The organism is Acinetobacter ursingii DSM 16037 = CIP 107286, assembly GCF_000368825.1.
Lineage (GTDB): Bacteria > Pseudomonadota > Gammaproteobacteria > Pseudomonadales > Moraxellaceae > Acinetobacter > Acinetobacter ursingii.
In genome coordinates this window covers 1467433-1493000 of record NZ_KB849717.1, presented here as the reverse complement: position 1 = coordinate 1493000, position 25568 = coordinate 1467433, and the positions used below count along the sequence as shown (strand labels likewise).

At 40.6% G+C, this 25568-nt stretch carries 24 protein-coding genes and 1 tRNA gene; 18 read left to right on the top strand and 7 right to left on the bottom strand.

From position 1 onward, the window contains the following. Positions 1-6: 6 nt before the first annotated feature. Positions 7-1095: an HlyD family secretion protein gene (locus tag F944_RS14475; RefSeq protein ID WP_004992031.1), complete on the top strand. Its 1089-nt coding sequence runs from the start codon at positions 7-9 to the stop codon at positions 1093-1095. Between the two features lie 4 nt (positions 1096-1099). Here F944_RS14475 and F944_RS14470 read toward each other — a convergent pair whose 3' ends face one another. Beyond that, the gene (locus F944_RS14470) at positions 1100-2026 is read right to left on the bottom strand and encodes a LysR substrate-binding domain-containing protein (protein ID WP_004992030.1); all 927 of its coding nucleotides are present in this window, start codon (positions 2024-2026) and stop codon (positions 1100-1102) included. Positions 2027-2130: 104 nt separating this feature from the next. Then, on the bottom strand, positions 2131-2760 hold the full coding sequence (gene ycaC, locus F944_RS14465) for an isochorismate family cysteine hydrolase YcaC (RefSeq protein WP_004992029.1): 630 nt from the start codon (positions 2758-2760) through the stop codon (positions 2131-2133). A gap of 286 nt (positions 2761-3046) precedes the next feature. Here ycaC and F944_RS14460 point away from each other — a divergent pair, with 286 nt between their 5' ends. The 3 genes from F944_RS14460 (at position 3047) to F944_RS14450 (ending at position 6459) form a co-directional block, all read left to right on the top strand. After that, positions 3047-3931, top strand: a complete 885-nt coding sequence (locus F944_RS14460) for a pirin family protein (protein ID WP_004992028.1) — start codon at positions 3047-3049, stop codon at positions 3929-3931. Between the two features lie 409 nt (positions 3932-4340). Then, positions 4341-5639, top strand: a complete 1299-nt coding sequence (locus F944_RS14455) for an FAD-dependent oxidoreductase (RefSeq protein WP_004992025.1) — start codon at positions 4341-4343, stop codon at positions 5637-5639. A gap of 4 nt (positions 5640-5643) precedes the next feature. Further along, complete coding sequence (locus tag F944_RS14450; protein ID WP_004992023.1) at positions 5644-6459, top strand: SAM-dependent methyltransferase; 816 nt, start codon at positions 5644-5646, stop codon at positions 6457-6459. A 32-nt stretch (positions 6460-6491) separates the two neighbouring features. On the opposite strand, the gene F944_RS14445 is transcribed toward F944_RS14450, so the two are convergent. Further along, positions 6492-6567 (bottom strand) — tRNA-Thr (locus tag F944_RS14445). Between the two features lie 228 nt (positions 6568-6795). Here F944_RS14445 and gloA point away from each other — a divergent pair. The 3 genes from gloA (at position 6796) to F944_RS14425 (ending at position 10234) form a co-directional block, all read left to right on the top strand. After that, a complete protein-coding gene (gene gloA, locus F944_RS14435; RefSeq protein WP_004992021.1) occupies positions 6796-7326 on the top strand; it encodes a lactoylglutathione lyase in 531 nt (176 codons plus the stop codon). Positions 7327-7759: 433 nt separating this feature from the next. Then, entirely contained in the window at positions 7760-9466 is a 1707-nt protein-coding gene (locus F944_RS14430; RefSeq protein WP_004992020.1) for a GGDEF domain-containing protein, read from the top strand. A 57-nt stretch (positions 9467-9523) separates the two neighbouring features. Next, positions 9524-10234: a hypothetical protein gene (locus tag F944_RS14425; protein ID WP_004992019.1), complete on the top strand. Its 711-nt coding sequence runs from the start codon at positions 9524-9526 to the stop codon at positions 10232-10234. On the opposite strand, the gene uvrA is transcribed toward F944_RS14425, so the two are convergent. Then, a complete protein-coding gene (gene uvrA, locus F944_RS14420; protein ID WP_004992018.1) occupies positions 10223-13057 on the bottom strand; it encodes an excinuclease ABC subunit UvrA in 2835 nt (944 codons plus the stop codon). The two genes, F944_RS14425 and uvrA, sit on opposite strands and share 12 nt — an antisense overlap. Positions 13058-13251: 194 nt before the next feature. Between uvrA and F944_RS14415 the strand changes: the two genes are divergently transcribed. Next, positions 13252-13605, top strand: coding sequence for a DUF1304 domain-containing protein (locus F944_RS14415; protein WP_004992016.1), 354 nt, complete (start codon positions 13252-13254; stop codon positions 13603-13605). 96 nt (positions 13606-13701) lie between these two features. On the opposite strand, the gene F944_RS14410 is transcribed toward F944_RS14415, so the two are convergent. Beyond that, the gene (locus F944_RS14410; protein WP_004992014.1) at positions 13702-14076 is read right to left on the bottom strand and encodes a hypothetical protein; all 375 of its coding nucleotides are present in this window, start codon (positions 14074-14076) and stop codon (positions 13702-13704) included. A gap of 206 nt (positions 14077-14282) precedes the next feature. Here F944_RS14410 and F944_RS14405 point away from each other — a divergent pair, with 206 nt between their 5' ends. Together F944_RS14405 and F944_RS14400 are read left to right on the top strand one after the other, a co-directional pair. Next, a complete protein-coding gene (locus tag F944_RS14405; protein WP_004992011.1) occupies positions 14283-14627 on the top strand; it encodes a GlpM family protein in 345 nt (114 codons plus the stop codon). A 20-nt stretch (positions 14628-14647) separates the two neighbouring features. After that, positions 14648-14932: a YciI family protein gene (locus tag F944_RS14400; protein ID WP_004992008.1), complete on the top strand. Its 285-nt coding sequence runs from the start codon at positions 14648-14650 to the stop codon at positions 14930-14932. Between the two features lie 64 nt (positions 14933-14996). Here F944_RS14400 and tenA read toward each other — a convergent pair whose 3' ends face one another. Further along, positions 14997-15668, bottom strand: a complete 672-nt coding sequence (gene tenA / locus F944_RS14395) for a thiaminase II (RefSeq protein WP_004992006.1) — start codon at positions 15666-15668, stop codon at positions 14997-14999. A 194-nt stretch (positions 15669-15862) separates the two neighbouring features. Here tenA and F944_RS14390 point away from each other — a divergent pair, with 194 nt between their 5' ends. The 3 genes from F944_RS14390 (at position 15863) to ssb (ending at position 19065) form a co-directional block, all read left to right on the top strand. Then, complete coding sequence (locus tag F944_RS14390; RefSeq protein ID WP_004992003.1) at positions 15863-16942, top strand: DUF475 domain-containing protein; 1080 nt, start codon at positions 15863-15865, stop codon at positions 16940-16942. A 143-nt stretch (positions 16943-17085) separates the two neighbouring features. Next, entirely contained in the window at positions 17086-18450 is a 1365-nt protein-coding gene (locus F944_RS14385; protein WP_010588969.1) for an MFS transporter, read from the top strand. 51 nt (positions 18451-18501) lie between these two features. Then, positions 18502-19065: a single-stranded DNA-binding protein gene (gene ssb, locus F944_RS14380; protein WP_004991990.1), complete on the top strand. Its 564-nt coding sequence runs from the start codon at positions 18502-18504 to the stop codon at positions 19063-19065. Positions 19066-19755: 690 nt separating this feature from the next. On the opposite strand, the gene F944_RS14375 is transcribed toward ssb, so the two are convergent. Further along, positions 19756-20451 carry a TetR/AcrR family transcriptional regulator gene (locus tag F944_RS14375; protein WP_010588970.1) on the bottom strand — a complete coding sequence of 232 codons (696 nt, stop codon included), beginning with the start codon at positions 20449-20451 and terminating at the stop codon, positions 19756-19758. Positions 20452-20701: 250 nt separating this feature from the next. On the opposite strand from F944_RS14375, the gene F944_RS14370 reads away from it, so the two are divergent. From F944_RS14370 to F944_RS14350, 5 genes are all read left to right on the top strand, one after another. Next, positions 20702-21538 carry a fumarylacetoacetate hydrolase family protein gene (locus tag F944_RS14370; RefSeq protein WP_004991982.1) on the top strand — a complete coding sequence of 279 codons (837 nt, stop codon included), beginning with the start codon at positions 20702-20704 and terminating at the stop codon, positions 21536-21538. A gap of 61 nt (positions 21539-21599) precedes the next feature. Further along, positions 21600-22562 (top strand): VOC family protein, encoded by a 963-nt coding sequence (locus tag F944_RS14365; protein WP_004991980.1) that lies wholly within the window; start codon positions 21600-21602, stop codon positions 22560-22562. Between the two features lie 13 nt (positions 22563-22575). After that, positions 22576-24135: a bifunctional 3-(3-hydroxy-phenyl)propionate/3-hydroxycinnamic acid hydroxylase gene (locus tag F944_RS14360; protein WP_004991978.1), complete on the top strand. Its 1560-nt coding sequence runs from the start codon at positions 22576-22578 to the stop codon at positions 24133-24135. A gap of 13 nt (positions 24136-24148) precedes the next feature. Then, a complete protein-coding gene (locus F944_RS14355) occupies positions 24149-24862 on the top strand; it encodes a CoA transferase subunit A (protein ID WP_004991977.1) in 714 nt (237 codons plus the stop codon). Further along, positions 24859-25503 carry a CoA transferase subunit B gene (locus F944_RS14350; RefSeq protein WP_004991975.1) on the top strand — a complete coding sequence of 215 codons (645 nt, stop codon included), beginning with the start codon at positions 24859-24861 and terminating at the stop codon, positions 25501-25503. Before F944_RS14355 ends, F944_RS14350 begins: the two co-directional genes overlap by 4 nt. The last annotated feature ends 65 nt before the right edge of the window (positions 25504-25568 follow it).

Genomic DNA, 25568 nt, shown 5'->3' with positions numbered 1-25568 from the left:
AAATTCATGACCACAGAAACTATTCAAGCTAAAAGACCGTTTCGTCCTTGGGTGCGTGTTGTGATTGCTTTGGTGATCATGTGTGCGCTTTTTGCGGTGGTATATTTTCTGTATTTTTACTGGAGTGTCAGTAAAAATTCACAGTCTTCTGACAATGCTTATGTCAAAGGCGATCTGACTTATATTGCCAATAAAGTCGGCGGATATGTGACCAAAGTCAATGTCTCGGATAATCAGCATGTCAAAGCAGGTCAGTTACTGGTCGAAATTGATGCAACAGACTATCAGTCTGCGGTAGATCAAGCGCAGGCACGGATTTTGGAAATTCAGGCCAGTCAACATGAGCTAGAGGAAAAAATTAAGCTGGCTCAAGATCAGGTTGAGATATCCAGAGCAGAAATTGCGGCATCCAAAGCTGCTCAGCTTCGTGCGGATAATCATCTCAAACGTACCAAAGAACTTGCTGCAATAGGGGGCATGAGTAAAAGTGAATATGACAAAGCGGTTGAAGACACGGTGAGCCAAACTTCTTTAGTCAATGTTTCTAATATTAAAATCAAAGAATCGCAACAGAATATTCAGGTGTTAAAAGCACAAAATGATTCATTAAAAGCATCGCTGGTCGCCGCCCAAGCCAATTTAGCGCAGGCGGAAAATAATTTGGCTGCCACTAAGCTGATGGCTCCACGTGAGGGAACTGTGGTCTCGCGTAAAGTTCGTGAGGGTGAGTTTGTGAGTGTCGGTAAAAATCTGATCGTGGTTGCTCCCATCCATCAGCTTTGGATTGAAGCGAATTTAAAAGAAACACAACTTGCTAAACTCGCACCTGGAGATCGGGTGGAATTTAGTCTGGACGCGATTCCTCATCAAAAGTTCTGTGGAAAAATTGATAGTATTTCACGTAGTAGTGGTGCAGAACTGGCATTGTTACCGCCTGATAATGCCACAGGAAATTTTACAAAAATTGTGCGACGTTTCCCTGTCAAAATCAGCTTTGATCCGCAACAAAAAGGTCTCGATAAAATTGCGATTGGTATGTCAGCGATTGTTAATCTGGAAGCCAATACAGCAAATCAAAGTTGTAACAACGCATAAGATTTTAAATGAGACGATAGCCTTTTTTCATATTGCCTAGTGAGCGCATGCCACCGACCAGTGTTTCGATTAACTTTTCAACCACGAGACGCTGGCCTTTGCGTGAAGCATACACCAGTTGTACCATCCCTTCATTGGACTCCCACTCGGGCAAAATATGAATTAATTTTCCCTGTTTAATGTCTTCTTCGACGGTCAAATAGGGTAAATCTGCGATTCCCAAACCATCACAGGCAGCGTAGTATACTCCCGCCAGATCATTGCAACGCATACGTGGATTAAAACGAATATCAACGTGTCGATTATTTTCATGATGCCTTAAAACCCAGACATAATCCTGTTTCTGATTGCCTAAACCGATACACGGAAAGTCTGTGAGTTGTTGATAGTTTTCGATGAGTTTGCCTTGTAAGACTTCAGGGGCTGCCACCAGACAATGCGTGGTCTTAATCACATCTCGAACAATCAGACTCGAATCTTCAGTCATCTCAAAATTGGTACGAATCGCAATATCAATATCATCATACAAAACATCGACTCGGCGGCTGGTCAGCTCTAATTCGATTTCAACTTTGGGATAAGCTTTTAGAAAATGATTGATCAATTCTCGAATCTGAAAACGCATCATCAATAACGGACAGCTAATTTTGACCAGACCTTGCGGTTCGGTACGTTGTTGTAATAATACATTTTTGGCGCATTCTACCTGTGCAATCACTTTGGCACATTCTTCATAAAACTCTTGTCCTAACGCAGTGACTTTAAAATGTCGCGTCGTTCGCTGGATTAAATTCACATTGAATTTATCCTCAAGCTCTAAAATGCGGCGACTGAGCTTGGATTTGGTTATATTTTCAGCTTCACTGGCAGCACTAAATCCACCATGTTTGACCACCAAATAAAAATAATAATAATCATCAAATGAATGCATGTTTCGGCCTCAATCAAACAGGTCGTCTTTGTTTTATTACATACTAAAATAAAATAAGAGTGATTGGCTCACTCTTATTTTTATTCGGATCGTTGGGTTGCAACTTATTTATGATCAGAATGTGTTAAGGCAAAACTGGTCATCAGATTACGATAATCAGGAATATGGTTTGAAAATAACTGACCTAGACCTTCAATGTCATTGCGCCAATCGCGGTGTAATTCACCTGCTGCACCGAACCATGTCATTAATTGTGCGCCAGCCTGAGACATACGATCCCACGCTGCATCGCGAGTAAGATGATTAAATGTACCAGATGCATCGGTAATCACGAAGACTTCAAAGCCTTCTGCCAGTGCAGACAGGGTTGGAAATGCAACACATACTTCGGTGACTACGCCAGCAATAATTAATTGCTTTTTACCCGTGGCTTTCACGGCTTTGACAAAATCTTCATTGTCCCATGCATTGATTTGTCCTGGACGGGCAATATATGGCGCATCTGGGAACAATTCTTTTAATTCAGGAACGAGCGGGCCATTAGGTCCATCTTCAAAACTGGTCGTTAAAATGGTAGGTAGATTAAAATATTGAGCGATGTCAGCTACAGCCAACACATTATTTTTAAATTTATCTGGATCAATATCACGCACCAACGAAAGTAGACCTGTTTGGTGATCAACCAATAATACCGCAGCATCATTTTTATCTAAACGCACATAAGGTTTGCTCATGATTTATCTCCTCTCTTGAGCGGTTGCCAGCCTTTAAAAAAAATAGGCTAGCCAAGTTTTCCATGTTAGATGAGCGAAGATGGGCATTTAAGAAAATTTATTGAGATAAACAATCATAAAAATAGGATATTTTTCTGTAATTTCGATAAATATTTCTAAATATCTAGTTTTTAAGCCTTAAATTGTCTTAAATATGAGACACTGAGTTTTATGCAGACGGTATCACTTCTATCAGGATCGGCGTAAAATTTGTACAAATGCTAGCCCTGATAGAGGAGTGATGGCAATGAAGAATATTCAAGGTATTTATCAAAACAAACACATGCACTGGGTCGGTGATGGCTTTCCAGTCAACAATCTATTTTCTTATGATCGTTTTGGACAAGCCATTAGTCCATTTTTGTTATTGGACTATGCCGCACCTTATGAGTTTAAACCGACGCATTCACAACGAGGTGTCGGCTCACATCCGCACCGTGGTTTCGAAACAGTGACGATTGCCTACAAAGGTGAAGTGACGCATAAAGATTCAGCAGGTGGTGGTGGAACGATTAAAACAGGTGATGTGCAATGGATGACGGCAGGCGGTGGTATTCTGCACGAAGAATTTCATTCACCTGAGTTTGCAGAGCACGGTGGTTTGTTTGAAATGGCACAGCTTTGGGTGAATTTACCTGCGCATTCAAAAATGACGCCTGCCAAATATCAGGCGATTGAATCGGATCAAATTCCATTAATTCCATTGGATGATGCAGGAAGTTATATCCGTGTCGTGGCTGGTGAGTACCAAACCGCACAAGGGGCTGCCACCACCTTTAGTCCTGTGAATGTCTGGGATGGCTTTATCACTGCGGGTAAAACCCATACGTTCAGCGTTCCTGTAGGACATAATTCACTGTTGGTGGTGATGAGTGGTAATGTCTCGATCAATGCAACACATGAAGTGGGTGAGCGTTCAGTGGTCATTTTTGATCAGGCTGATGTCGATTTTGAACTGACAGCCAACAGCGATGCCAAATTTCTGGTGTTGACTGGCGAGCCTTTGAATGAGCCAATTGAAGGTTATGGGCCATTTGTCATGAACAGTAAAAAAGAAATTATTGAAGCCATTCATGACTTCAATAACGGAAAATTTGGTCGGATTAGTACAGAGGCTCAACTCAACCACTAAACCGTGATTATTTTCAAATAAGAAAGCCCTTTATCAACCTTGATAAAGGGCTTTTTCGCTGTAATGTGATGATTATCATTTTAAGGTTTTTATAAGAACTTTTTGTGATTTAGTTTGCATTTTTATGGGTTCATCCTATCGCAATTGAAGATCACTGTAAAATCTTTATTGATCGAATGGTTAATTTATCTTGTTTTTTTTAATCAGTTTTTTGAAAAATATAAGATTAAAACTACAATAATTTCAATTATTTGTTTGATAACTATAGTGTGATGTAAATCACATTTTTATTTGATTATTTTTTATTCAAAATGCTAAAAATTTTAAGAAAAACTGGTAGATTTTAATACGGTGTTTTTCATGACGATCAGTCATAATCAAAAAAATTCTCAACTGATGGATCATAATTTTGGATATCGCAATTATCGGTAGCGGAATGGCTAGTCTTGCTACCGCAAGAATTTTAAAAGATGCAGGACATACGGTGACGATATTTGAAGCCCTCTCAGGTCGAGGAATGGATAGCCATAGTATTGAATTCGAGGGCGGGGTGATCGATGCTCCTTTGCGTGTGATGAATCCCTATTTATGGAAGAATACTTTAAGTCTGGCAACGCATTTGGGTATGAAAATGTTTCCAGTACGTACCTATATGGCGTGTAGCTGGTTATTTGAAGACCGTACAGAAACTTGGTTAACCACGAACCGCAGCCGCATTGGAAACTTCCCGATTATCAATAACAAAAAAGGGATTCAACAATATGGTTGGCGTCTGGTGAAAGGAATGTTACAGCTAAAAACTGCGATTAATCAGTTTTTTAAGTCTAAACAACAGGATATTACCTTAGCCGAATTTATTAATCAGAATCATATTGAAGAAGTGTTTTGGCATGGTGCGGTGATGCCTGTGCTATATACCATTTGTACCTGTAATCCTAAAACCATCGGTGAATGGCCTGCAAAACCTTTATTGACTTTTTTGCGTCAACTGACCGATGGTGATGCTTTATTGCGTATGCAAGGTGGAACGCCTGCCTTTGTTGATCGTTTGATTGATGGGGTGGATATTCGTAGTGGTTCGGCGATTACTCAGGTCGAGCAACAGGGCGAAAAAGTAAAAGTGGTCAATACTCAAGGCGAACAAGGGTTATATGATCGCGTGATTGTGGCGACGCCCACTTCCAAAGTTGAAGAATTTTTAAATACTGAACAATTTGCAGATGATATTGCGATCTTAAAACAATTTCGTTTTGAAGATGGCGATCTGGTGATCCATACCGATACATCGGTGATGCCGCCACGTCGCAAAGACTGGTCAGTCCTAAGCTATATGATGGATCGTAAATTTACCCGTCAACAATTTACTGTGTGGATGAATGCGGTTGAACCAACATTGGTGGGTAAAAATCCAGTGTTCCAGACTTGGCGACCTGTTACAGAAATTGATCCAAAGAAAATCATTTCTACTGTGAAATTGACCCGTGCAGTCGTGGACTCCAAAACAGTCGCGTTAAACAAGGAATTGCAACAACGTCACAAAATGCCAAATCGTAAGGTCTTTTTCTGTGGTTCATGGTCTTGCGATGGTTTACCTATTTTAGAATCTGCGGTGACTTCAGCCATGCATATTGCTGAAATTTTTAACGCGCCATTGCCGTTTGTAGGCTTAACACCTAAAGTGGAGGTTGCTCCCCAACTCGGCTACTAAATCGATGAAATTACTTCATGCGTTAACGGCTAAACTTCCTCATAAATATGCAATTGATGCCGCACAATTGGGGGATGAACGGACACTAGCATGGAGTAATCTTGGATATTGGGACAATACAACAGATTATAAAACCGCATGTTGCCAGTTAGCAGATCAACTGGCAAACGCAGTTCAGTTAACGGCACAAGACCGTTTACTGGATTTGGGCTGTGGTCAAGGTGCGAGTTTGCAACATTGGATCGAGCACTATCAGGTGCAACAGCTTAGCGCGCTCGAGTTACAGCCAGCACTTATTCGGCGGATTTATCAACATTTACCGCAGTTAGCGCACATTCAGCAAGGTTCATTTTTAGATTTAAATCAGCTTTATTCGCCAGAAGCTTTTGATGTCATCTTGTGTATAGATGCGGCTTATCATAGTGACTTACGACGCTTTTTAGATGCAGTCAAACCCGTGCTAAAAACACAGGGACGTTTGGGTTTTCATTATTTGGTTTTGTCGGAGAAATGGCGGCAACTTTCCCGATTTCAGCAACAAAAATATTCTTATTTGCTTAAAGCTGCGGATGTAAATCTGAGCTACATCGCCACGCTTAGCATGACTCGGCTTCAACTTGAACAACACGGGTTTTATCAAGTTAAAAGCGTCGATATCACCGAGTCGGTATTAGGTGGTTTTGCACGGTTTATGGCTTCAAATTCCAATACAAAAAAGGATTTGGCGCAATTTAAAATACAGGCAACCGCAAAATTGTGTGATTACTTGAACAGAGAAGGTATGATTCGTTATATGCAAATCAGTGCAATAAAAAAATAAAAAGAAAATTTTAGGATCAATAGAAGGGGAAATGGTGCCGGCACACGGATTCGAACTGTGGACCTACTGATTACAAGTCAGTTGCTCTACCAACTGAGCTATGCCGGCAACGTGGCGTGAATTTTACCGAAGCCCACGAAAAAAACAAGTCTCAAATGCGTATTTGTTTGAAGATTGAACATCTCACTTGTAAAAAAATTTTGAAGATAGGTTTGGATAAAAATGTATATTTATGCAACCATGATTTGCTCCAGATTGGATTTGAGCTTGTTGATGCGTTAAAGTTTCGCTATCTAATATGATTCCTCTTCCGAAATCTGGCTGGAGTAAGCCCTCATGGCATTACACGATTTATTAAGCAAATTTGATCTTCCTGTCTCTGAAAATCCTGAAACCAAAGATTATGTATTTAATCACACCATGATTCGGGTGAAAAATCTGCAAGAGTCGATTCAATGGTATGCCAAAGTTTTGGGTTTTGTGCCTGTGTATGAGCAGGTATTTGATGAAGCCGCATTTACCATTGTTTATCTGGTACGTCGTCATTTAAATGAAATTCCTGTAGACGATATTGAGCGTAAACAGTGGGTATTAAGCCAATCAGGGGTACTCGAATTGACCTTAAATCATGGTACTGAAAATGATCCAGAGTTTCATTATCACAATGGCAACAGTGAACCACGTGGTTTTGGGCACTTATGTGTTTCTGTCCCTGACGTCGTGAAAGAATGTGAGCGTTTTGAGCAATTGGGTGTGAATTTTCAAAAACGTCTCAGTGAAGGTCGTATGAATTATGTCGCCTTTATCAAAGATCCAGATGATTACTGGATTGAGATTTTACAGCCGACACCCCTCAGCCATACTTAATCATCTGGCGATGGCTAGCGAATAAGCTGTTCAAATCCTGCCGCATATAAAGATTTTATTGATAGAAGCCAACTCATTGAACATATCTTAGAGATGGAAAAGCATCCTTTCCTCTCAAGCTTAGAGCTAAAAATGGGAGATAAATGATTTTATCTCCCATTGTTCTAGGCAACTTGCCAAGCTTCTAAGTTTGATTAGATCGTTGAGGTTAGATCGACTACAAGATAAAAAATACTATAAGCTTTCTTGTCTTGAGATCAATCGTCTAAATATTTATTTTATAATCTAAAAATCAATAAATTAAAGCATGATTTATTATCATCTGGCTGAAATTAGGTATTGGTTTGGTTTTAAGCTAATATAATCAATTAGATCGAAAATAATACAGTTGATTTATAGAACCAGACGTAGTCTTGGGGAGTCTTACTTAAACATGCCAAAGTTAGGTTTCAGGTCTATTCGTCAGCGTTTATTTATGTTTATGACGATGATTATTTTATCGTTATTGTGTATTTGTTTTCCTCTAATGATCAATAGTTATCAAGCATTACAAGTATCTAAACAGGATCTAATCGGGGTTCAATCTTTAAGATTGTTGGCCCATACCGCCAATGAAATTTCAAGAGAACGCGCATACGCCAATAAATTGATGTCGAGTCCTTATGCCAGTCAAACCTCGCATCGGCAGGCATTGGCTCGATATCGCAAAGGTGTAGATCAGGATATTCACGAAAATCTGATTTTGCTTAAGGGTATTGGTCAGCAGCAGATTGCGCTTCAGCTACAACAAAATATGATTCATGAGCTAAAAATAGCGCGCGTCTTGGTCGATGATTATGCCGCTCTTCCTGACATTTCACGTACATCGGTTCAATATGACCATGCTGTTCAGGCCATGTTTGCAGCTTGGGATAGTTATCGTGAAATTTTGCGAGCGTTTGTGGTTCAAAGAAATAGTGTAGACAGTCAGCTCTCTGACTATGTCACCATGATTTTATTGTTATCAGATTTACGTGATCAGGCAGGACGAGTTGCATCTAATGTGATTGCATCGGTGAGTTTTCGCGAAGCAATTCCCGATAATAATCGCGCTCGTTCTCTGCAAACCCAATATCAGGCATTATATCTTTGGAACCTGATTGATACCTTGCAGCCACAATATGCCAAAACCCCTGAATATGAAAAACTGCATGAGCAAGTAAAACATGAGTTTTTGGATGAAGGTGTTGCATTAGTTGGGCAGCTTTTAGATGAAAGCCGTCGCCACGAAGCTTATTCAATGACTGGAACTCAACTTACAGAACGTATTGTGAGTAAATTCACGCCTGTGGTCGATTTACAGAAATATCTTTTGGATATCAGTGTCGAGGTGGCAAAAACACGTAAAGAAAAAGCGGAACAACAATTTATTCTCACTTTATTATTGTCGCTGTTATCTCTTGTTGTCGCTTTATTTACCATGAATTATGCACTAAGACGAATTATTCATCCTTTGATTGAAGCGAAACAGCAAATTCTTCAACTATCCGAAGGAACGGCAGACTGTTCCATCGGGACTACAGATAAGAAAAACGAGTTTGCCTTATTATTTAGCGCCATAAAAAAATTACAGCGCATGTTGCAGCAGCGTGATGCACTTGAATTTCAGTTACGCAACATTGCCAATACAGATGCTTTAACAGGTGTATCTAATCGTTTGGCCTTAGATGACTATTTAATGATTTTATCGCAGCATCCACAGAATTTGTCACGGCTATGTTTGATGATTGTTGATATTGATAATTTTAAGAGAGTCAATGATGAGTACGGTCATATGGTCGGAGATCAGGTGATTAAACTGGTGGCTGAAATTCTAAAAGCATCAGTACGCAACTCCGATTTAATTGTCCGTTATGGAGGGGACGAGTTTCTGGTTTTGGTTGAAGATATTTCGCTGGAGCATGCTTTAAATCTTGCAGAAAAAATGAGATTTAAACTGAGTCAACAAGCGATTGAAACGTCTGATCTTAAAACGCCGCTTTTTGTTTCAAGCAGTATAGGGGTAGCAGTGGGCGCGGATAATTGGCTGGCATTATTTCAAAAAGCGGATCAGGCATTGTTGAGAGCTAAAGCCAAAGGGAAGAATGTCGTGGAGGGATGAATTGCAAATCTATGAGTTCAAATTTTCATAGAGTTTAAATAATTAAATAGCAATATCATGGCTTTAAAATTTATATATAAAGTGATGCATAAAAAATACTTAGAACAAATTTATATAGAAATTCAAAACCGCCATTTTTTATGGAAAAAAATTTCTAGAATTTCTAAAGAATATAGTGTAGATGACATCATACAAGAAGCTTGGGTTTTTGCTTGCAATGAGTGGAAACAGGGAGATTTTTTCGAAATCGATAATGAAGATCACTGGAAATATTTATATGGAGCGATGTACAAGCATTTTGTTGAATGGTCTGAAAAACATAGCCGCTATGGTATACAAATTGATCAAGCATATACCAATCATAATTTCGATGAATGTACGCATCCATTATTAAGAGAATTATGTGCAGATGAAAGCAATGAACCTTTAGCGTATTTGGAGAAACAAGAGAGTGAAAATCAGCAGTTGAATATATTTTCAGAAAAAATCAGATTACTTGGATTCTCAAAATTGGCAGCTTTTTTAAGCTTGTCCCACAGTTTTAACTCATCAAGAATGCATACATCGTTACTTATGAATATGTCTTATTCTTGGTTTTACCGATGTGAAAAAGCATTCCAAACTTTATATTTAAATCAACTATCGATTTTTGATGAAATGAATCCTCAAATTGAAAGTGAACAACTCCAAACATGGCGAAAATTTAGAGTTGTTCTAGGAAAGAGGCAAAATATGAAGATAGATCTACAACTGCCCTTAGATTTTTAACATCGGCTTTAAGAAACGTCCTGTATGTGAAATCTCAACTTCAGCCACTTGTTCAGGTGTACCTTCGGCAATAATTTGACCGCCACCAGAACCACCTTCTGGGCCTAAGTCGATCACCCAGTCTGCGGTTTTAATTACATCCAGATTATGCTCAATCACCACAATAGTATTCCCCTTGTTGCGTAGCTCATGCAGGATATCGAGCAGCTTAGCAATATCATGGAAATGTAGCCCTGTAGTGGGTTCATCCAGCACATACAGGGTTTTGCCTGTATCACGCTTGGCCAGTTCCCGTGCCAATTTCACCCGCTGTGCCTCACCCCCTGAAAGTGTGGTCGCAGCCTGACCCAAACGAATATAACCTAAGCCCACTTGAGTCAGTGTTTCCAAACGGCGGTGAATCACAGGAATGGCATTAAAAAATTCTGCGCCATCTTCGACCGTCATCTCTAAAACATCAGAAATATTTTTACCTTTATAGGTGACTTCCAGCGTTTCACGATTATAGCGTTTACCATGACAGGCATCACAAGGCACATACATGTCAGGTAAAAAGTGCATGGCGACTTTAATCATGCCATCGCCTTCACACACTTCACAGCGACCGCCTTTCACGTTAAATGAAAAACGTCCTGCGGCATAACCACGTGCTTTGGCTTCAGGCGTTTGCGCAAATAATTCACGAATTGGAGTAAATAAACCCGTATAGGTTGCAGGATTCGAGCGTGGCGTACGTCCGATCGGGCTTTGATCGATATCCACGACTTTATCCAGATGTTGCAACCCATCAATCGAATCAAATTTTTCTGCGGTGAGTGTGGTTGCACCATTCAATTGTGTTGCAGCTAATGGCAACAAAGTACGGTTAATTAAGGTAGATTTACCTGAGCCTGAAACCCCTGTGACACAGGTCATAATGCCTAAGGGAATGGTCAGATCGACATTTTTCAGGTTATGACCTGCTGCGCCAGAAAGCTTGATTTTCTGATCAGGTGTAGGGGATTGCAGACGTTGTTTCGGGACTTCAATTTTTAAAGCGCCCGATAAATATTGACCTGTCAGAGAGTCAGCATGATTTGCCAATTCTTCATAGGTTCCTTCGGCGATGATTTCACCACCATGTATACCTGCACCTGGGCCAATATCAATAATATGATCGGCAGCGCGAATGGCATCTTCATCATGCTCCACCACCAAAACCGTATTGCCCAAATCACGCAAGCGAATCAGGGTTTGCAACAAACGGTCATTGTCACGTTGATGTAGACCAATCGAGGGTTCATCCAGTACGTACATCACGCCCATTAAACCAGCGCCAATTTGTGAGGCGAGACGAATACGCTGCGCTTCACCACCTGAAAGCGTTTCGGCTGAACGTGCTAGACTCAAATAATTGAGTCCGACACTGACCAAAAAGTGTAAGCGCTCACGAATTTCTTTAAAGATTTTATCGGCAATTTCACCTTTGGCACCGTCAAGATTTAAGTCCTGATAATAGCTTTCTGCATCACCAATCGACATGCTGGTAATGTCAGCAATGGTTTTATCCTTGACTTTGACATGGCGTGAAATTTCATTCAGACGTGAACCGCCACAGGCATCACAGGCGGCATTGGATAAATATTGTGCCAAGTCGTCACGAACATAATTACTTTCGGTTTCACGATAACGACGTTCTAGATGAGTAATCACGCCCTCAAAAGGAATCACTCGATTATGTTTGCGACCTCGTTCATCGATATAACTCAGGTCAATTTTTTCTTTGCCTGTGCCATATAAAAATTTCTTTTGCGTGTCTTTATCCAGTGTATTCCACGGCTCATCCAGCGAATAACCAAAATGTTCAGCCACTTTCTGCAGCATCGAATAATAGTACGGGCGTTGACGATCCCAGCCACGAATCGCACCTTGGCTCAAAGATAAATCAGGCGTAGGAATCAGTTTTTCTGGACTAAAATGACTACGTGTTCCCAAACCATCACAGACAGGACAAGCACCGAAAGGGTTATTAAACGAGAACATCCGCGGTTCGAGTTCTGCCACCGCACGGTCACATTCAGGGCAGGAGTGTTTGGCAGAAAATACACGATCAGGCTGTTCGTCTTTCATCCATGATAAAATTGCCAGATCACCACCTAAACGCAGCGCGGTTTCAAAGGATTCCGCAATCCGATTGCCCAGATCGTCTCGCACTTTAAAACGATCCACGACCACTTCAATGGTATGTTTTTTCTTTTTATCTAGTTCTGGTGGGCTATCAATATCGATAATTTCCCCATCAACGCGCGCGCGCACGAACCCCTGACCTTGCAGTTGTTCAAACAATTGTGAATATTCACCTTTACGTTCGCGAACTACGGGCGCCAGTAGCATCAAGGCTGTGCCTTCTTCTAATGCTTTAACTGCATCGACCATTTCAGACACGGTTTGCGCGACCATCGGCAAATCATGTTCAGGACAATAAGGCGTACCGACACGGGCATAGAGTAGACGTAAGTAGTCATAAATCTCGGTAATTGTCCCGACCGTTGAACGGGGGTTGTGGCTGGTGGATTTCTGTTCAATCGCAATCGCAGGACTTAAACCCTCAATGGCATCCACATCAGGTTTTTCCATTTGCGATAAAAACTGGCGTGCATAAGCCGATAGCGATTCAACGTAGCGACGCTGACCTTCAGCGTATAAGGTATCAAAGGCTAAAGAGGATTTACCTGAGCCTGAGAGTCCCGTAATCACCACAAACTTATCGCGTGGAATATCGAGAGACACGTTTTTTAAGTTATGGGTACGCGCACCTCGAATACGGATATGACTTTGGCTCATAAAATGATCCTAAACGAATTTTAAAAAGGTATATATGATAGCGCATGAAAAATGTTCAAGCATGAAATTTACCATTTTATGCGTCAATTTGTGTCGGCAGAAAACAAACAGAATAAACTTTTATACACATGAAGATAAATCCGTTATATTTAGAGTTCTAAAAATGAACTTGATCAAAAAATAGGATCATCATCATGTTGGCTAAAATACTGATCACATTTATCGCATTGTTACATGTGTATATCTTGATACTCGAAATGTTTTTATGGGATCGGCCTTATGGACTCAAGGCATTTGGGAATACGCTAGAAAAAGCACAACTCACCAAAGTTCTGGCACAAAATCAGGGTTTATATAATGGTTTTCTAGCCGCAGGACTCATTTGGTCATTGTTTGCTCCTGCAAGTTATGCAGTGCCTTTGGCCACTTTCTTTTTGAGTTGTGTGTTGGTGGCAGGGATCTATGGCGGACTTACAGCAAGTCGCAAAATTATTTATATTCAGGCAATACCTGCATTGCTTGGCTTACTGGCTGTGTATTTATTATAAAAATCTTATGAAAACTTGACCAAGCGAATAAAAAAAAGCACAACTTAAGCTGTGCTTTGGAGTCAAGCGGGAGACAGTTTTTGTAATTGTTATTCTTTAGCAAGCCATTGCAAAATCACGTTCAAAAATAGATTCGACTTGTTCAAAGGTAATGCGTTTGGGTTGATTATGCTGTGAAAAAGAATAATGAATCACCTGTGCTTCTAATTGTGACAGTAATTGTTCATAGTCTTGCTCAAAGTATTCTAAATCCATCAAATCAACACGTTTGGGATGGTTACAATTATATTTGGCAATAAAATCCAGCATCAATTTTTGTATTTTTCGGTTGGTAAAATAAATCAAATAGGTCGCTGCTGAACCACAATGTAAACAGCCTTTATTGATATAAATTTCTTCGTTTGCATACCAGCATTGGCGCAAGGTAATCATGGCATTCATCGCTTCACTACCTTGAGTTTCTATCAGCATTATGTTCTCCAACACGGTCGTGCCATAAATATTCAAGCTAAGTAAATAATAATCATTATCAAATAAGAATGCTTGAACTTGACCAAAATTGCAAGCCAAATTTGTAAAATTGCATCCTAGATTTTGAGTTGAATACGGCTAGGCTTCTATTTTTTTACAAGAAAAAGGAGTAAGTTCAATAGCATTGTTCCAGTGTTCTTTGTCTCATGATCGGGTTGTTTTTTAAATGCGCCTTAGGTGCGGCTGTGGTATTGCTGATTTCTTTATTATCTAAAAGCCGATCGTTTTATATTGCGGGTTTGGTCCCGTTATTTCCCACTTTTGCACTGATTGCGCATGTGATTGTATTTGGACAACAAGGTGCTGAGGCGTTGCGCAAAACGGCGTTGTTTGGATTGTGGTCGCTGATTCCCTATGCCATTTATCTTGGAACGGTGTATTACCTTGCAGATCGGGTCTCGATTGGGATGTGTCTCAGCTTTGCAACATTGGCATGGGTATTGGCTGCGGCAATTTTGTTATATGGCTGGACGTCTTTTTATTCTGCTTAAGGCTTGAGGTTGAAAATACAATGTTTATTGTCAGCTTAAATTATATCAAACCCCTCAATGAAGTTGATGCGTTGATCCAGCCACATATTGACTGGTTGAACCGATATTTTGCGGAAGGTCTTTTTATTAGTGCGGGGCGCAAACAGCCACGTACTGGTGGTGTAGTCTTGGTCAAAACCATGCCTCGTGAACAACTTGAGCATATTCTACAACAAGATCCTTTTCAGCAAGTTGCAGACTATCAGATTACAGAAGTTACTTTTTCCAAAACGGGGCCGGAGTTTGAGCAACTTCTAAATTGCTGATCGAAGCGATATACCTCTATCAGCATGTAGTGGAATATTCTCAAACGATGTTAAAAGAGAGGCGTCATTGTGTGAGCCCCATCCATTGTCGTTGCTGATAAGCACTATCCCAAAACAACCATTCTAGTTTTGCACCCATGGTATAGGCTGCATGCATTTTGGCTTTGGTGTCATCGTCACAACGCGCCGCAACTTTATCGACAGTGGCAATCACATTGCCCACAGCAGTGTGAAACTCTTCTCCCGAATAAGTATCAATCCAAGCCTGATATGGATTATTCACCACTGATTTTTCTACGTTATCTTTACCCACTTCCGCATAAATCCAGAAACAAGGTAACAACGCGGCTAACACCACTGGATAACTTTCAGACCATGCTGTCGCGGTTAAAAATGAAGTATAGTGATGACAGGCAAGTGTCAGTGGCGTGCTTTCAAATTGCTGTTTGCTAATGTCAAAATGCTGCATAAAGTCATTGTGCAGACTACGTTCTACAATAATTGCGATTTTGGCTGCCTCAGCGAACTGAATCACATCGTCGGCATCAAACGCTTTTGCTGCGGCAACTGCCAAAGCACGACCATAGGCCAATAAATAATGCGCATCCTGAATCACATAATGACAAAAAGCATCGGCAGACAAAGTCCCTGCGGCAAGCTCCTGATTAAATGGAAGATTCAAGGTTTTTTGGTAAAGTTCAATATTATTGTGCCAAAGTTCTTGGGTAAAACTCATCTGTTTTGCTCTAAATTCTAAAGATCATCCGCCCAGACTATAACAAAATTTTGTCATGCGTAGCCGTAGAGATACTTTATTAATTTTGCCTTAAGATTTTACTAAAAAAAGATAAAAGTCATCTGCAAGCACGCTGAAAACGCGCATAATATGCAGCGAAATCCTAATTTTAATATTTTTGATTCAGGGCACGCATGAAGCATTTCCGTTTTTCGATTTTTTTTACCGTGATTTGTTTGGCTTTGTCAGCTTATTGGGGCTATACCCATGGGCCAGAGGCGGGCATTTCGACGATGTTTAAAGCCCTAACCATTACTGCAATCCTAGCGGTGATGGAAGTGTCTTTATCTTTTGATAATGCCGTGGTCAATGCTTCAGTGTTACGCAACTGGGATCATTTCTGGAAAATGATATTTTTAACGGTGGGTATTCTGGTTGCCGTATTTGGTATGCGTTTAATTTTTCCTATTGTGATTGTCGCAGTAACCGCGGATATGGGAATGTTGGAAGTAGTACAAATGGCGCTGAATGATCCTGCGACGTATTCACAGCGTTTGATGGAACATCATCCTGAAATTGCCGCCTTTGGTGGAACATTCTTGTTGATGGTCTTTTTAAACTTCTTCTTTGATGATGGCAAAGATACTCACTGGTTTAGATGGTTAGAATCCAAGCTTTCGCATTTGGCTAGTGTTCCTGCAATGTCGGTATTTATTGCCTTGATTGCTTTGCTGATCATGTCTGCACAAGTGGCAGATGAAAAACGTCTGGTGGTGACCATGGCGGGGATTTGGGGCTTAGTAATCTATATTGGAGTTCAAGTACTCAGTCACTTACTAGGCGGTGAACCTGAAGTGGATGAAGAAGGTAATGCAGTCAAGCATGATGAAAATGGTGCAGTGACGGGAGTGGTAAAAGCTGGTTTCGGTGGATTTTTATATCTTGAAGTTTTAGATGCTTCATTTAGTTTCGATGGTGTGATTGGCGCATTTGCGATTACCAGTGATGTCGTAATTATTATGCTAGGCTTGGCCATTGGTGCGATCTTTGTGCGTTCCATGACGATCTATTTGGTGGAAAAAGGCACACTAGATGCCTACATCTTCCTTGAGCATGGGGCGCATTATGCGATTGGGGCACTGGCTTTTATCATGCTTGCCAGTGGTACGGGCGTCCATGTTCCAGAAGTGGTGACGGGTTTAATTGGGGTGGCATTTATTGTTTGGGCGGTGATTGCATCGATCCAATATCGCAAGCACCAACCATTGAGTTAAGCAAATTTTCAGTCTAATCAACTAAATTAGCAGGGTGTTTTTACACCCTGCTTGTTTTTATGTTCACAAGAAATTGAAGGAATGTAGCGAAGTTTTGATGTGAATACCCTATAATTTGTACAGGTTAAATTCAGCGTAATAAGATGATGAATGCTATAGAACGTCGCTCAACTTTTGCATTAAGCAGTATCTTTGCCCTGCGAATGTTGGGATTGTTCATGATTATCCCCGTGTTTTCTATCGCAGGTCAGTCTTACCAATATGCAACACCTGCGTTGATTGGCTTGGCTGTGGGTATTTATGGTCTAAGTCAGGCGATTTTACAGATTCCATTTAGCCTTTGGGCAGACCGTTTTAGCCGTAAACCTCTCATTATTTTAGGGCTGGTACTTTTTGCACTAGGTGGTGCCATTGCCGCAATGTCTCATACTATTTACGGTGTGATTATTGGACGTGCGATTGCAGGCGCAGGGGCTGTGTCAGCCGTGGTCATGGCACTTCTGGCCGATGTTACCCGAGAGGAACAGCGGACTAAAGCCATGGCGGTGATGGGCATGAGTATTGGTCTGTCTTTTGTTATCGCGTTTAGCTTAGGGCCGTGGTTGACCAGTCAGGTGGGCATCTCTGGTTTATTTTGGGTCACCACGATCATGGGAATTGCAGCCATTTTTATGTTGCTGCTGGTGCCGAAAGTCACTCGACATCATCGTAATTTTCGTCAGGGTTATCTGGCTCAGCTCAAACAAGTCATCCAGATGGGCGATTTAAATCGATTACATGTTTCGGTTTTTTCACTGCATTTACTGCTGACAGCCATGTTTATCTATGTACCATCTCAATTGATTGAGTTTGCCAATATTCCTTTAGCTAAACACGGTATGGTGTATTTGCCGCTTTTGGTGATTAGTCTGCTTTTTGCGTTTCCTAGTATTATTGTCGCGGAAAAATATCGCAAAATGCGCGGAATTTTTCTAACCGCAATTTTGGGCATTATTGCAGGTTTACTGATCTTAATTTTTGGCTATGAGTCCAAATATATTCTGTTATTAGGCTTGGGTTTATTTTTTATTGCCTTCAATGTCATGGAAGCACTGTTACCCTCATGGTTATCCAAATCTGCGCCGCTTCAGTCTAAGGCCACCGCGATGGGGATTAATGCCAGTAGCCAGTTTTTAGGGGCATTTTTTGGGGGGGTGCTGGGTGGTCAGCTTTTAATGTTACATAATACTTCGCTTGGTTGGAGTATTTTGGCTGGCATTGCTATGATCTGGTTGCTGATTAGTTTTGGTCTGGCGCAGCCGCGATATTTATCTTCGATCGTATTGCCCTTACCTGAATTAAAACAAACAGATGAATGGACTTCAAAACTATTGGCGATTCGTGGTATTGAAGAAGTGGTGGTGATGGCTGAGCAAAAAGTAGCGTATATTAAAGTTGATAAGCAGGTGATCGATGATACTGGGCGACAACATTTAACGCACTTGATAGGTTCAGAGGTAGCCATTTAAGCATAACTCTTATAAAGTAAAACACAGAAATACATAGGAAGAAATTAGCTAATGCGTGGTGTGAATAAAGTTATTTTAGTTGGTACTTTAGGACGTGATCCAGAAACCAAAACTTTTCCAAATGGAGGTTCACTGACTCAGTTTTCAATTGCGACCAGTGAATCTTGGACAGATAAAAATACAGGTGAGCGTAAAGAGCAAACCGAATGGCATCGTATTGTCTTGCATAATCGTTTAGGGGAAATTGCACAGCAATATTTGCGTAAAGGATCAAAAGTTTATATTGAAGGTTCTTTGCGTACTCGCCAGTGGACGGACCAAAACGGACAGGAACGCTATACCACTGAAATTCGTGGTGAGCAAATGCAGATGTTGGATTCTCGTCAGCAAGGGGATCAGGCAATGGGCGGTGGCAATGATTTTAATCAGCCACGTTTTAATAATGCTCCACAACAGTCTGGCTATGGTCAAAATAATGGCTCTAATCAGGGTAACTATGCCAATAATTCTTCTGGCGGTTATGGCAATGCGGGCAACAATAATCCAGGCGGTTTTGCGCCAAAAGCACCTGCTGCACCAGCGCCTTCTGATTTGGATGATGATTTACCGTTCTAGATCATATAACTAAATATTGTGCTTAATTATAGTAAGAACCTGATTGAGATCAGGTTCTTATTTTTTTGTCTTAAAAAACTGTGGTAAAAGCCACTATTAATTTGGAGTTTTAGTCATGGATATTTTTGACTAGCTCAAATTCGTTAGAAACAGTGTTATATTGATTTTAAATGATTTCTTAGCTTAATTTTGAATCTTTCTATCCGTTATATAAAGAATACTCTTCGACTACGGCGGCTAAATGCTGCACACCCTCAGATATTTTATCTAAAGCAATAGAACCAAAACCCAAACGTAATCTGGGTGCTAAAGGTTTGGATAAGAGCTTTGATATAAATTACTTGACCATATTGCTCCAGACTTTTAAGCGTAGGAGCGGTCGTTTTTTTCACCAAAACTTGGGCATCATCTTCTTCAATAATGATGCTATCGAATAGCTCCGCTTTTGCATAAATTTTGATACTTTTACGCCAGTTAGAAGCTTATTGTCTAATTTCTGCTTGTACATTCATTGAATTGTCGTGCTCAATAGTCGATTAAAACTGACCACTTCAGTTGAAAAAGTTTTTCTTGTTTGGGGTGATTCGCATTTATATGTAAATATAATCTGCATCTTTCGTCAAATTCAATGATAAGCACCCAATCTTAGAGTTAATGCAAGTGGGAAATTCGGCATTAGTTTTTATGACTTTAACTTTTAATTTGATGTTGCCTTAAGATCGTAAAAAAAGGAGTGGTAATCTCAATTTCACTAGGAAGTTCTAATTGATATAAACGTTGCACTTCATTTTGCTGAATGCCCAAATGTCCTAAAAGAGTTTTAATCACCAAGCCAAGATAATGTTGATCGACTGTTTCGGTCAGCATAGTTTCTAAAGAGTAATAGACTGACCCTAAAAACATATCGCGGGTAACACGATAGTCTTCAATTTTGATATGCCCGAGTTCATCTGCTTTTTTCAGATCACGTGTTAAGAATTTCGCAACATTTCGATCACGCACAACGTATCTGGGGCCGACACTGGTAATCAGCCTGCCCCACACTGGATAGTGCATGGCAGAACGCAAATATAATCGGGTCGCGATAGTTACACGCTCAATGGGGTGATTAAGTACCGCAATGATGGGTTCAATAATTTCAAGAACTTCATCACTCATATTCATTGAAATTTCAGTCAGTAACTCATTGGTGGATAAAAAATAGTTATAGAAAGTGCCTCTCGATACGCCTGCATATTTTACAAAATCATCAATCACTAAAACTTTTTCGGGTGAGCTCTGACAATATAAATCGAGGGCAGACAGCATTAAGTGACTTTTCATTTTTTGTTTTTTTTCTAAAGCAACTTTATGGCGATGGTTCGACAGTTTTTTTTGTTCCGTCATTGAATAACTCACATAAAGCAAAAAAGATATTTTTAACGCTTTTGAATTATAAGACAAAAAACTATAAATCACAGTAAGCCTTAAACATTCAAGACCATTGCTTACACTTTTATAAAAATAAGTACTTAAAAATCAGAAGAGTAAAGCATTATTGCGATGAGTTGATCAAAAAATGATTGACAGCAAATTCATTTAGAATAATTATGACGAAGTGTCATAATGACAAAATGTCAATAAAGGAAATTTTAGCATGAAGCTAGTACGATTTGGCGCCAAAGGACAAGAAAAGCCAGGGATTATCGATGCACAAGGTCATATCCGTGATGTCTCTTCAATCATTGCAGATTGGAATCCTGAATGGTTAACCCCTGAAAAGCTGTCACTAATTAATCAATTGTCGTTAGACATCTTTCCAATAGTAGATTCCACTGAACGCTTAGGTACCCCAGTCACTGGTGTCCGTCAATTTGTTGCAATCGGTTTGAACTACCGTGAACATGCCAAAGAATCAGGTTTAGATCTTCCAACTGAACCCGTAGTTTTTCAAAAAGCCATTACTTCTTTAAGTGGACCATTCGATGACATTGAATTGCCACCCAATTCGGTTGCGACGGACTGGGAGCTTGAACTTGGCTTTGTGTTAAGCAAAACGGCAAAGAATGTCCCACAATCTGAAGCATTGGACTATGTCGCAGGTTATTGCTTGGCAAATGACGTTTCTGAACGTGATTGGCAACTTAAACGAAATGGGCAATGGGGCAAAGGCAAAAGTTTTGAGACTTTTGATCCTATTGGTCCATGGTTAGTGACTCAAGATGAATTGACGAATCCGCAAAGTGTCCAATTTTCATTGAAGGTCAATGATGAAGTGATGCAGTCTGCAAATACCAGTGACATGATTTTTTCGGTTGCTGAAGTGCTGTCTTATTTGAGTCAGTTTATGACTTTATTACCAGGTGATGTCGTTATTACGGGAACACCCGCAGGTGTAGGTGGTGGCATGAAGCCCCCTCGTTATCTGAAAAAAGGAGACGTCGTCACGATTGAAAGTGATGTACTTGGTCAACAAAAACAGGTCGTTGTTTAATGTAAAAACAAATAAAGATTTCTTGATGGATTGAGAAATTTTAAAAAGCGAGGAATACGCTGTGTTAAATCATCATTACAAGCGAGCGGGTCAGCTTGCCATTCATTCTGTCTGGGAATTTGTTTTTAGTGTCCCAGACTTACAACAAGCTTATGACTTTTATCAGGCTTTTGGATTAAATGTCAAAAGATCATTAGCCAATGATTATCTTGAGCTTTATACCTATGGTCATGAGCATCGTTGGGCACGTGTTTATCAAGGCGGGGATAAAAAAAGGCTGCAATGGATTAGCTTTGGTATTTATCCAGAAGATCTGGATGCGTTTAAACAGCGTATTCAAGATCAAAATATTGAAACCATTGCGCCGCTAGAGACCTCTGATCATCCATCCATTTGGATCAAAAATCCTGATGGATTGGCACTGCAAATATGCGTTTCGCAAAAAGTATCACCCGACCAAAAATCACAAGTTATTCATCCTGTTCAGTTTTCATTGGTAGGTCGTGCATCCAACCGAAAGGCGATTACACAGGTTCAACCGACGCATTTGTCACATATTCTGACCTTTACACAGGATTTTGATCGCACATTGCAATTTTATATTGATGTGTTGGGGCTTCGAGTCTCAGATCAATCCAGTGGTTTGGTGGCATTTTTACATGGTGCGCATGGAAGTGACCATCATCTGCTGGCTTTGTCAAAATCAGATGGTTATGGATTGCATCATTCAAGTTGGAATGTGAATCGCATTGATGATGTTGGTTTAGGCAAACAGCAAATGGAACATGCGGGATACCATCAAGGTTGGGGTTTGGGTCGCCACGTTCTGGGATCAAACTATTTTTACTATGTCCGTGATCCATGGGGAAGTTACGCAGAATATTCACACGATATTGACTTTGTGCCGCACACCCATGATTGGCCTGCTGCTGATCACCCTGTCGAAGATTCAATGTACGTATGGGGACCAAATCCACCACAGGATTTTGTAAAAAACTACGAAACAACAGCCCCTGTATTTTAAAAGGATTTAAATCATGGAAATTCAAAAAACGGATGTCATCATTGTAGGTTTCGGTCCAGTTAGTGCAGTACTGGCCTTAAATCTGGCTAAAAAAGGTCATCATATTACGATTTTTGAACGCTGGACTCAGCGTTATCATTTACCACGCGCAATCTGTATAGATCATGAAATGCGCAGAATGCTACTGACGTTAGGTTTGGAAAAACCGCTTGAATCGATTATCCAACCGGGACAACTTTACCAATGGGTCAATGCCGATTGGAAGGAACTCATTACCATTGACTGGACTAAAGAGTCTATTTCAGGAGGTTCAGAAGTCAATTTTATTCATCAACCTTCTTTTGAAAAGCTGATTGATGAAGAGCTTCGAAAATTATCAAATGTTGATATCCATTTGGGTTATGAGGTCGTGGAAGTTTCACAAGACGAGCATCATGCGCAGGTAGTTTGTAAAAATCTAGAGACAGATCAGCTCGAAGAATATTCAGCATGTTTTGTTGTGGGAGCAGATGGTGCCAATAGTCTGGTTCGTCAAAGTATTGATGCCGATTGGTTTAATAAGGGTTTTGCTGCCGATTGGTTGGTGGTGGATATCATTCCGCATGGAGATGCCAGTCATAACATTCCTAAAGAAGCCATTCAGCATTGTAATCCTGAACGACCAACTACGATTGCGCCAGCAGGTATTCATGATGGTGCATATCTGCGACGTTGGGAGTTTATGCGCTTACCCCACGAATCGGTCGAAGATATTGAAAATGAAGCAAAGGTTTGGGAGCTACTTAGACCTTGGGTCACGCCTGATCAGGCGACCTTAATTCGTTTTAAACTGTATAGCTTCAAATCACTGATTTCACAAAAATGGCGTCAAGATCATATTCTGATTGCAGGTGATGCGGCTCATGTCATGCCACCATTTATGGGGCAGGGAATGTGTGCTGGTTTTAGAGATGCATGGAATCTAACCTGGAAAATTTCAGGCGTACTCAATGGTGATTATGAATCTAGCATTCTAGATACCTACTTTGAAGAACGTAGTCCGCATGTCAATGATGTGATTGAGCTTTCGATGTTTTTAGGTAAAGTAATTTGCGTTTCTGATCAGCAAGAAGCCCAGCAGCGTGATCAGGCTTTCTTTGATGGCCTTGTCCCTCCAATGCCAGATTTTCCAGAGTTAACACAGGGAATTTTGGCTCAGCATCCATTATTTAATCCACAACAACTTGCTGGGAAGTTATCTCCACATGCTTATTTACAATGTGGAGAACAAACACGTCGTCTAGATGATTTGATTGCAGGACATTTCAGTCTTCTCACTATACAAGCTATTGCGGAGGATGTGAGGATTCCTGAAGGTTTGGTCGTAGTTGATTTACTGGATAAACAGTCATCAGATCGCACGCAATTTATTGTCAACTTCATGCAACAACACCATATTCAAGCCATGTTAATTCGCCCTGATTTTTATATTTTTGGTGCGGTTGAACAGCGTCAGCAGATTGGCGATTTGATTGAATATTTTGAAGAAACTATGCAGCAATATCGCACTTCAGCCGATTATGCGCTGGCTTGAATAAGGACATGCCATGAGAAAAGTATATGCAGATGCCGAAACAGCTTTGGCGGATATTGTAAAAGATGACATAACGATTGCAGTGGGTGGTTTTGGAATTTGTGGTATTCCCGAAACGCTGATACGTGCATTACGTGATAGTGGAGTAACAGGGCTGACCTGTATCTCAAACAATGCAGGGATGAATGATTACGGTCTAGGTATGTTATTACAAACCCGACAAATTAAAAAAATGATTGCTTCGTATGTTGGAGATAATCAGGAGTTTGAACGTCAATTATTGAATGGCGAGTTAGAGGTTGAATTAACTCCTCAAGGCACACTTGCGGAAAAATTAAGAGCAGGCGGTGCAGGGATTCCTGCATTTTATACCCGAACTGGGGTCGGAACGATAATTGCTGAAAATAAAGAAATACGTGAGTTTGATGGAGAACAATATTTACTGGAACGATCTCTAACCGCAGACATCGCATTGGTTAAAGCCTATAAAGCAGATCGAGCTGGTAATCTGATCTTTAGAAAAACAGCAAGAAACTTTAATCCCGACTGTGCGGTAGCAGGCAAAATTACCATTGCTGAAGTTGAGAAACTGGTCGAGGTGGGAGAGTTGGATCCTGATGAAGTGCATTTATCGGGCGTATATGTACAACGAATCGTACACAATCCTAATCCCGAAAAACGAATTGAACAGATGACGTTAAAGCACATTGCAGGAGTCTTCGCATGAGTTGGTCAAGAGAAGAAATGGCTCAACGTGCTGCCAAAGAACTGCAAGAAGGTTTTTATGTCAATCTGGGCATTGGTCTGCCGACCTTAGTCGCAAACTATATTCCTGATGAAGCTGAGATTTGGCTGCAATCTGAAAATGGATTATTGGGCATGGGAGAGTTTCCAACAGAGGAAACGGTGGATGCCGATTTAATCAATGCAGGCAAACAAACGGTGACCGCGAAGCCGGGTGCATCTTTTTTTGGGAGTTCAGCTTCATTTGCCATGATCCGTGGTGGGCATATTGATGTCGCCATCTTAGGCGGTATGGAAGTATCAGAGCAGGGTGATTTGGCGAACTGGATGGTGCCGGGTCATAAAGTTAAAGGGATGGGTGGTGCGATGGATTTGGTGGCTGGGGTCAAAAAAGTCATCGTTCTGATGGAGCATCGTGCGAAATCCGGTCAATCGAAACTACTTCAGCAATGTCGACTGCCTTTAACGGGTAAAGCGGTGGTACAGCGTGTAATTACCGATTTAGGGGTCATTGATATCACACAAGAAGGATTTAAGCTCGTTGAATTAGCCCATGACGTTTCAGTCGAAGAAATTGTGGCAGCAACAGATGCCAACCTACTTATAGAAGTGTGCACAGCATAAAGCCAAAGTGTTTTAGACAACATAAAACAAAAATAGTGACGATAGCCTTTGAGCAAGAGAGGACA

Coding starts and splice junctions, on each gene's coding strand:
- F944_RS14475 (WP_004992031.1), top strand. CDS start 7: ATGACCACAGAAACTATTCAAGCTAAAAGACCGTTTCGTCCTTGGGTG.
- F944_RS14470 (WP_004992030.1), bottom strand. CDS start 2,026: ATGCATTCATTTGATGATTATTATTATTTTTATTTGGTGGTCAAACAT.
- ycaC (WP_004992029.1), bottom strand. CDS start 2,760: ATGAGCAAACCTTATGTGCGTTTAGATAAAAATGATGCTGCGGTATTA.
- F944_RS14460 (WP_004992028.1), top strand. CDS start 3,047: ATGAAGAATATTCAAGGTATTTATCAAAACAAACACATGCACTGGGTC.
- F944_RS14450 (WP_004992023.1), top strand. CDS start 5,644: ATGAAATTACTTCATGCGTTAACGGCTAAACTTCCTCATAAATATGCA.
- gloA (WP_004992021.1), top strand. CDS start 6,796: ATGGCATTACACGATTTATTAAGCAAATTTGATCTTCCTGTCTCTGAA.
- F944_RS14430 (WP_004992020.1), top strand. CDS start 7,760: ATGCCAAAGTTAGGTTTCAGGTCTATTCGTCAGCGTTTATTTATGTTT.
- F944_RS14425 (WP_004992019.1), top strand. CDS start 9,524: ATGGCTTTAAAATTTATATATAAAGTGATGCATAAAAAATACTTAGAA.
- uvrA (WP_004992018.1), bottom strand. CDS start 13,057: ATGAGCCAAAGTCATATCCGTATTCGAGGTGCGCGTACCCATAACTTA.
- F944_RS14415 (WP_004992016.1), top strand. CDS start 13,252: ATGTTGGCTAAAATACTGATCACATTTATCGCATTGTTACATGTGTAT.
- F944_RS14410 (WP_004992014.1), bottom strand. CDS start 14,076: ATGCTGATAGAAACTCAAGGTAGTGAAGCGATGAATGCCATGATTACC.
- F944_RS14405 (WP_004992011.1), top strand. CDS start 14,283: ATGATCGGGTTGTTTTTTAAATGCGCCTTAGGTGCGGCTGTGGTATTG.
- F944_RS14400 (WP_004992008.1), top strand. CDS start 14,648: ATGTTTATTGTCAGCTTAAATTATATCAAACCCCTCAATGAAGTTGAT.
- tenA (WP_004992006.1), bottom strand. CDS start 15,668: ATGAGTTTTACCCAAGAACTTTGGCACAATAATATTGAACTTTACCAA.
- F944_RS14390 (WP_004992003.1), top strand. CDS start 15,863: ATGAAGCATTTCCGTTTTTCGATTTTTTTTACCGTGATTTGTTTGGCT.
- F944_RS14385 (WP_010588969.1), top strand. CDS start 17,086: ATGATGAATGCTATAGAACGTCGCTCAACTTTTGCATTAAGCAGTATC.
- ssb (WP_004991990.1), top strand. CDS start 18,502: ATGCGTGGTGTGAATAAAGTTATTTTAGTTGGTACTTTAGGACGTGAT.
- F944_RS14375 (WP_010588970.1), bottom strand. CDS start 20,451: ATGACGGAACAAAAAAAACTGTCGAACCATCGCCATAAAGTTGCTTTA.
- F944_RS14370 (WP_004991982.1), top strand. CDS start 20,702: ATGAAGCTAGTACGATTTGGCGCCAAAGGACAAGAAAAGCCAGGGATT.
- F944_RS14360 (WP_004991978.1), top strand. CDS start 22,576: ATGGAAATTCAAAAAACGGATGTCATCATTGTAGGTTTCGGTCCAGTT.
- F944_RS14355 (WP_004991977.1), top strand. CDS start 24,149: ATGAGAAAAGTATATGCAGATGCCGAAACAGCTTTGGCGGATATTGTA.
- F944_RS14350 (WP_004991975.1), top strand. CDS start 24,859: ATGAGTTGGTCAAGAGAAGAAATGGCTCAACGTGCTGCCAAAGAACTG.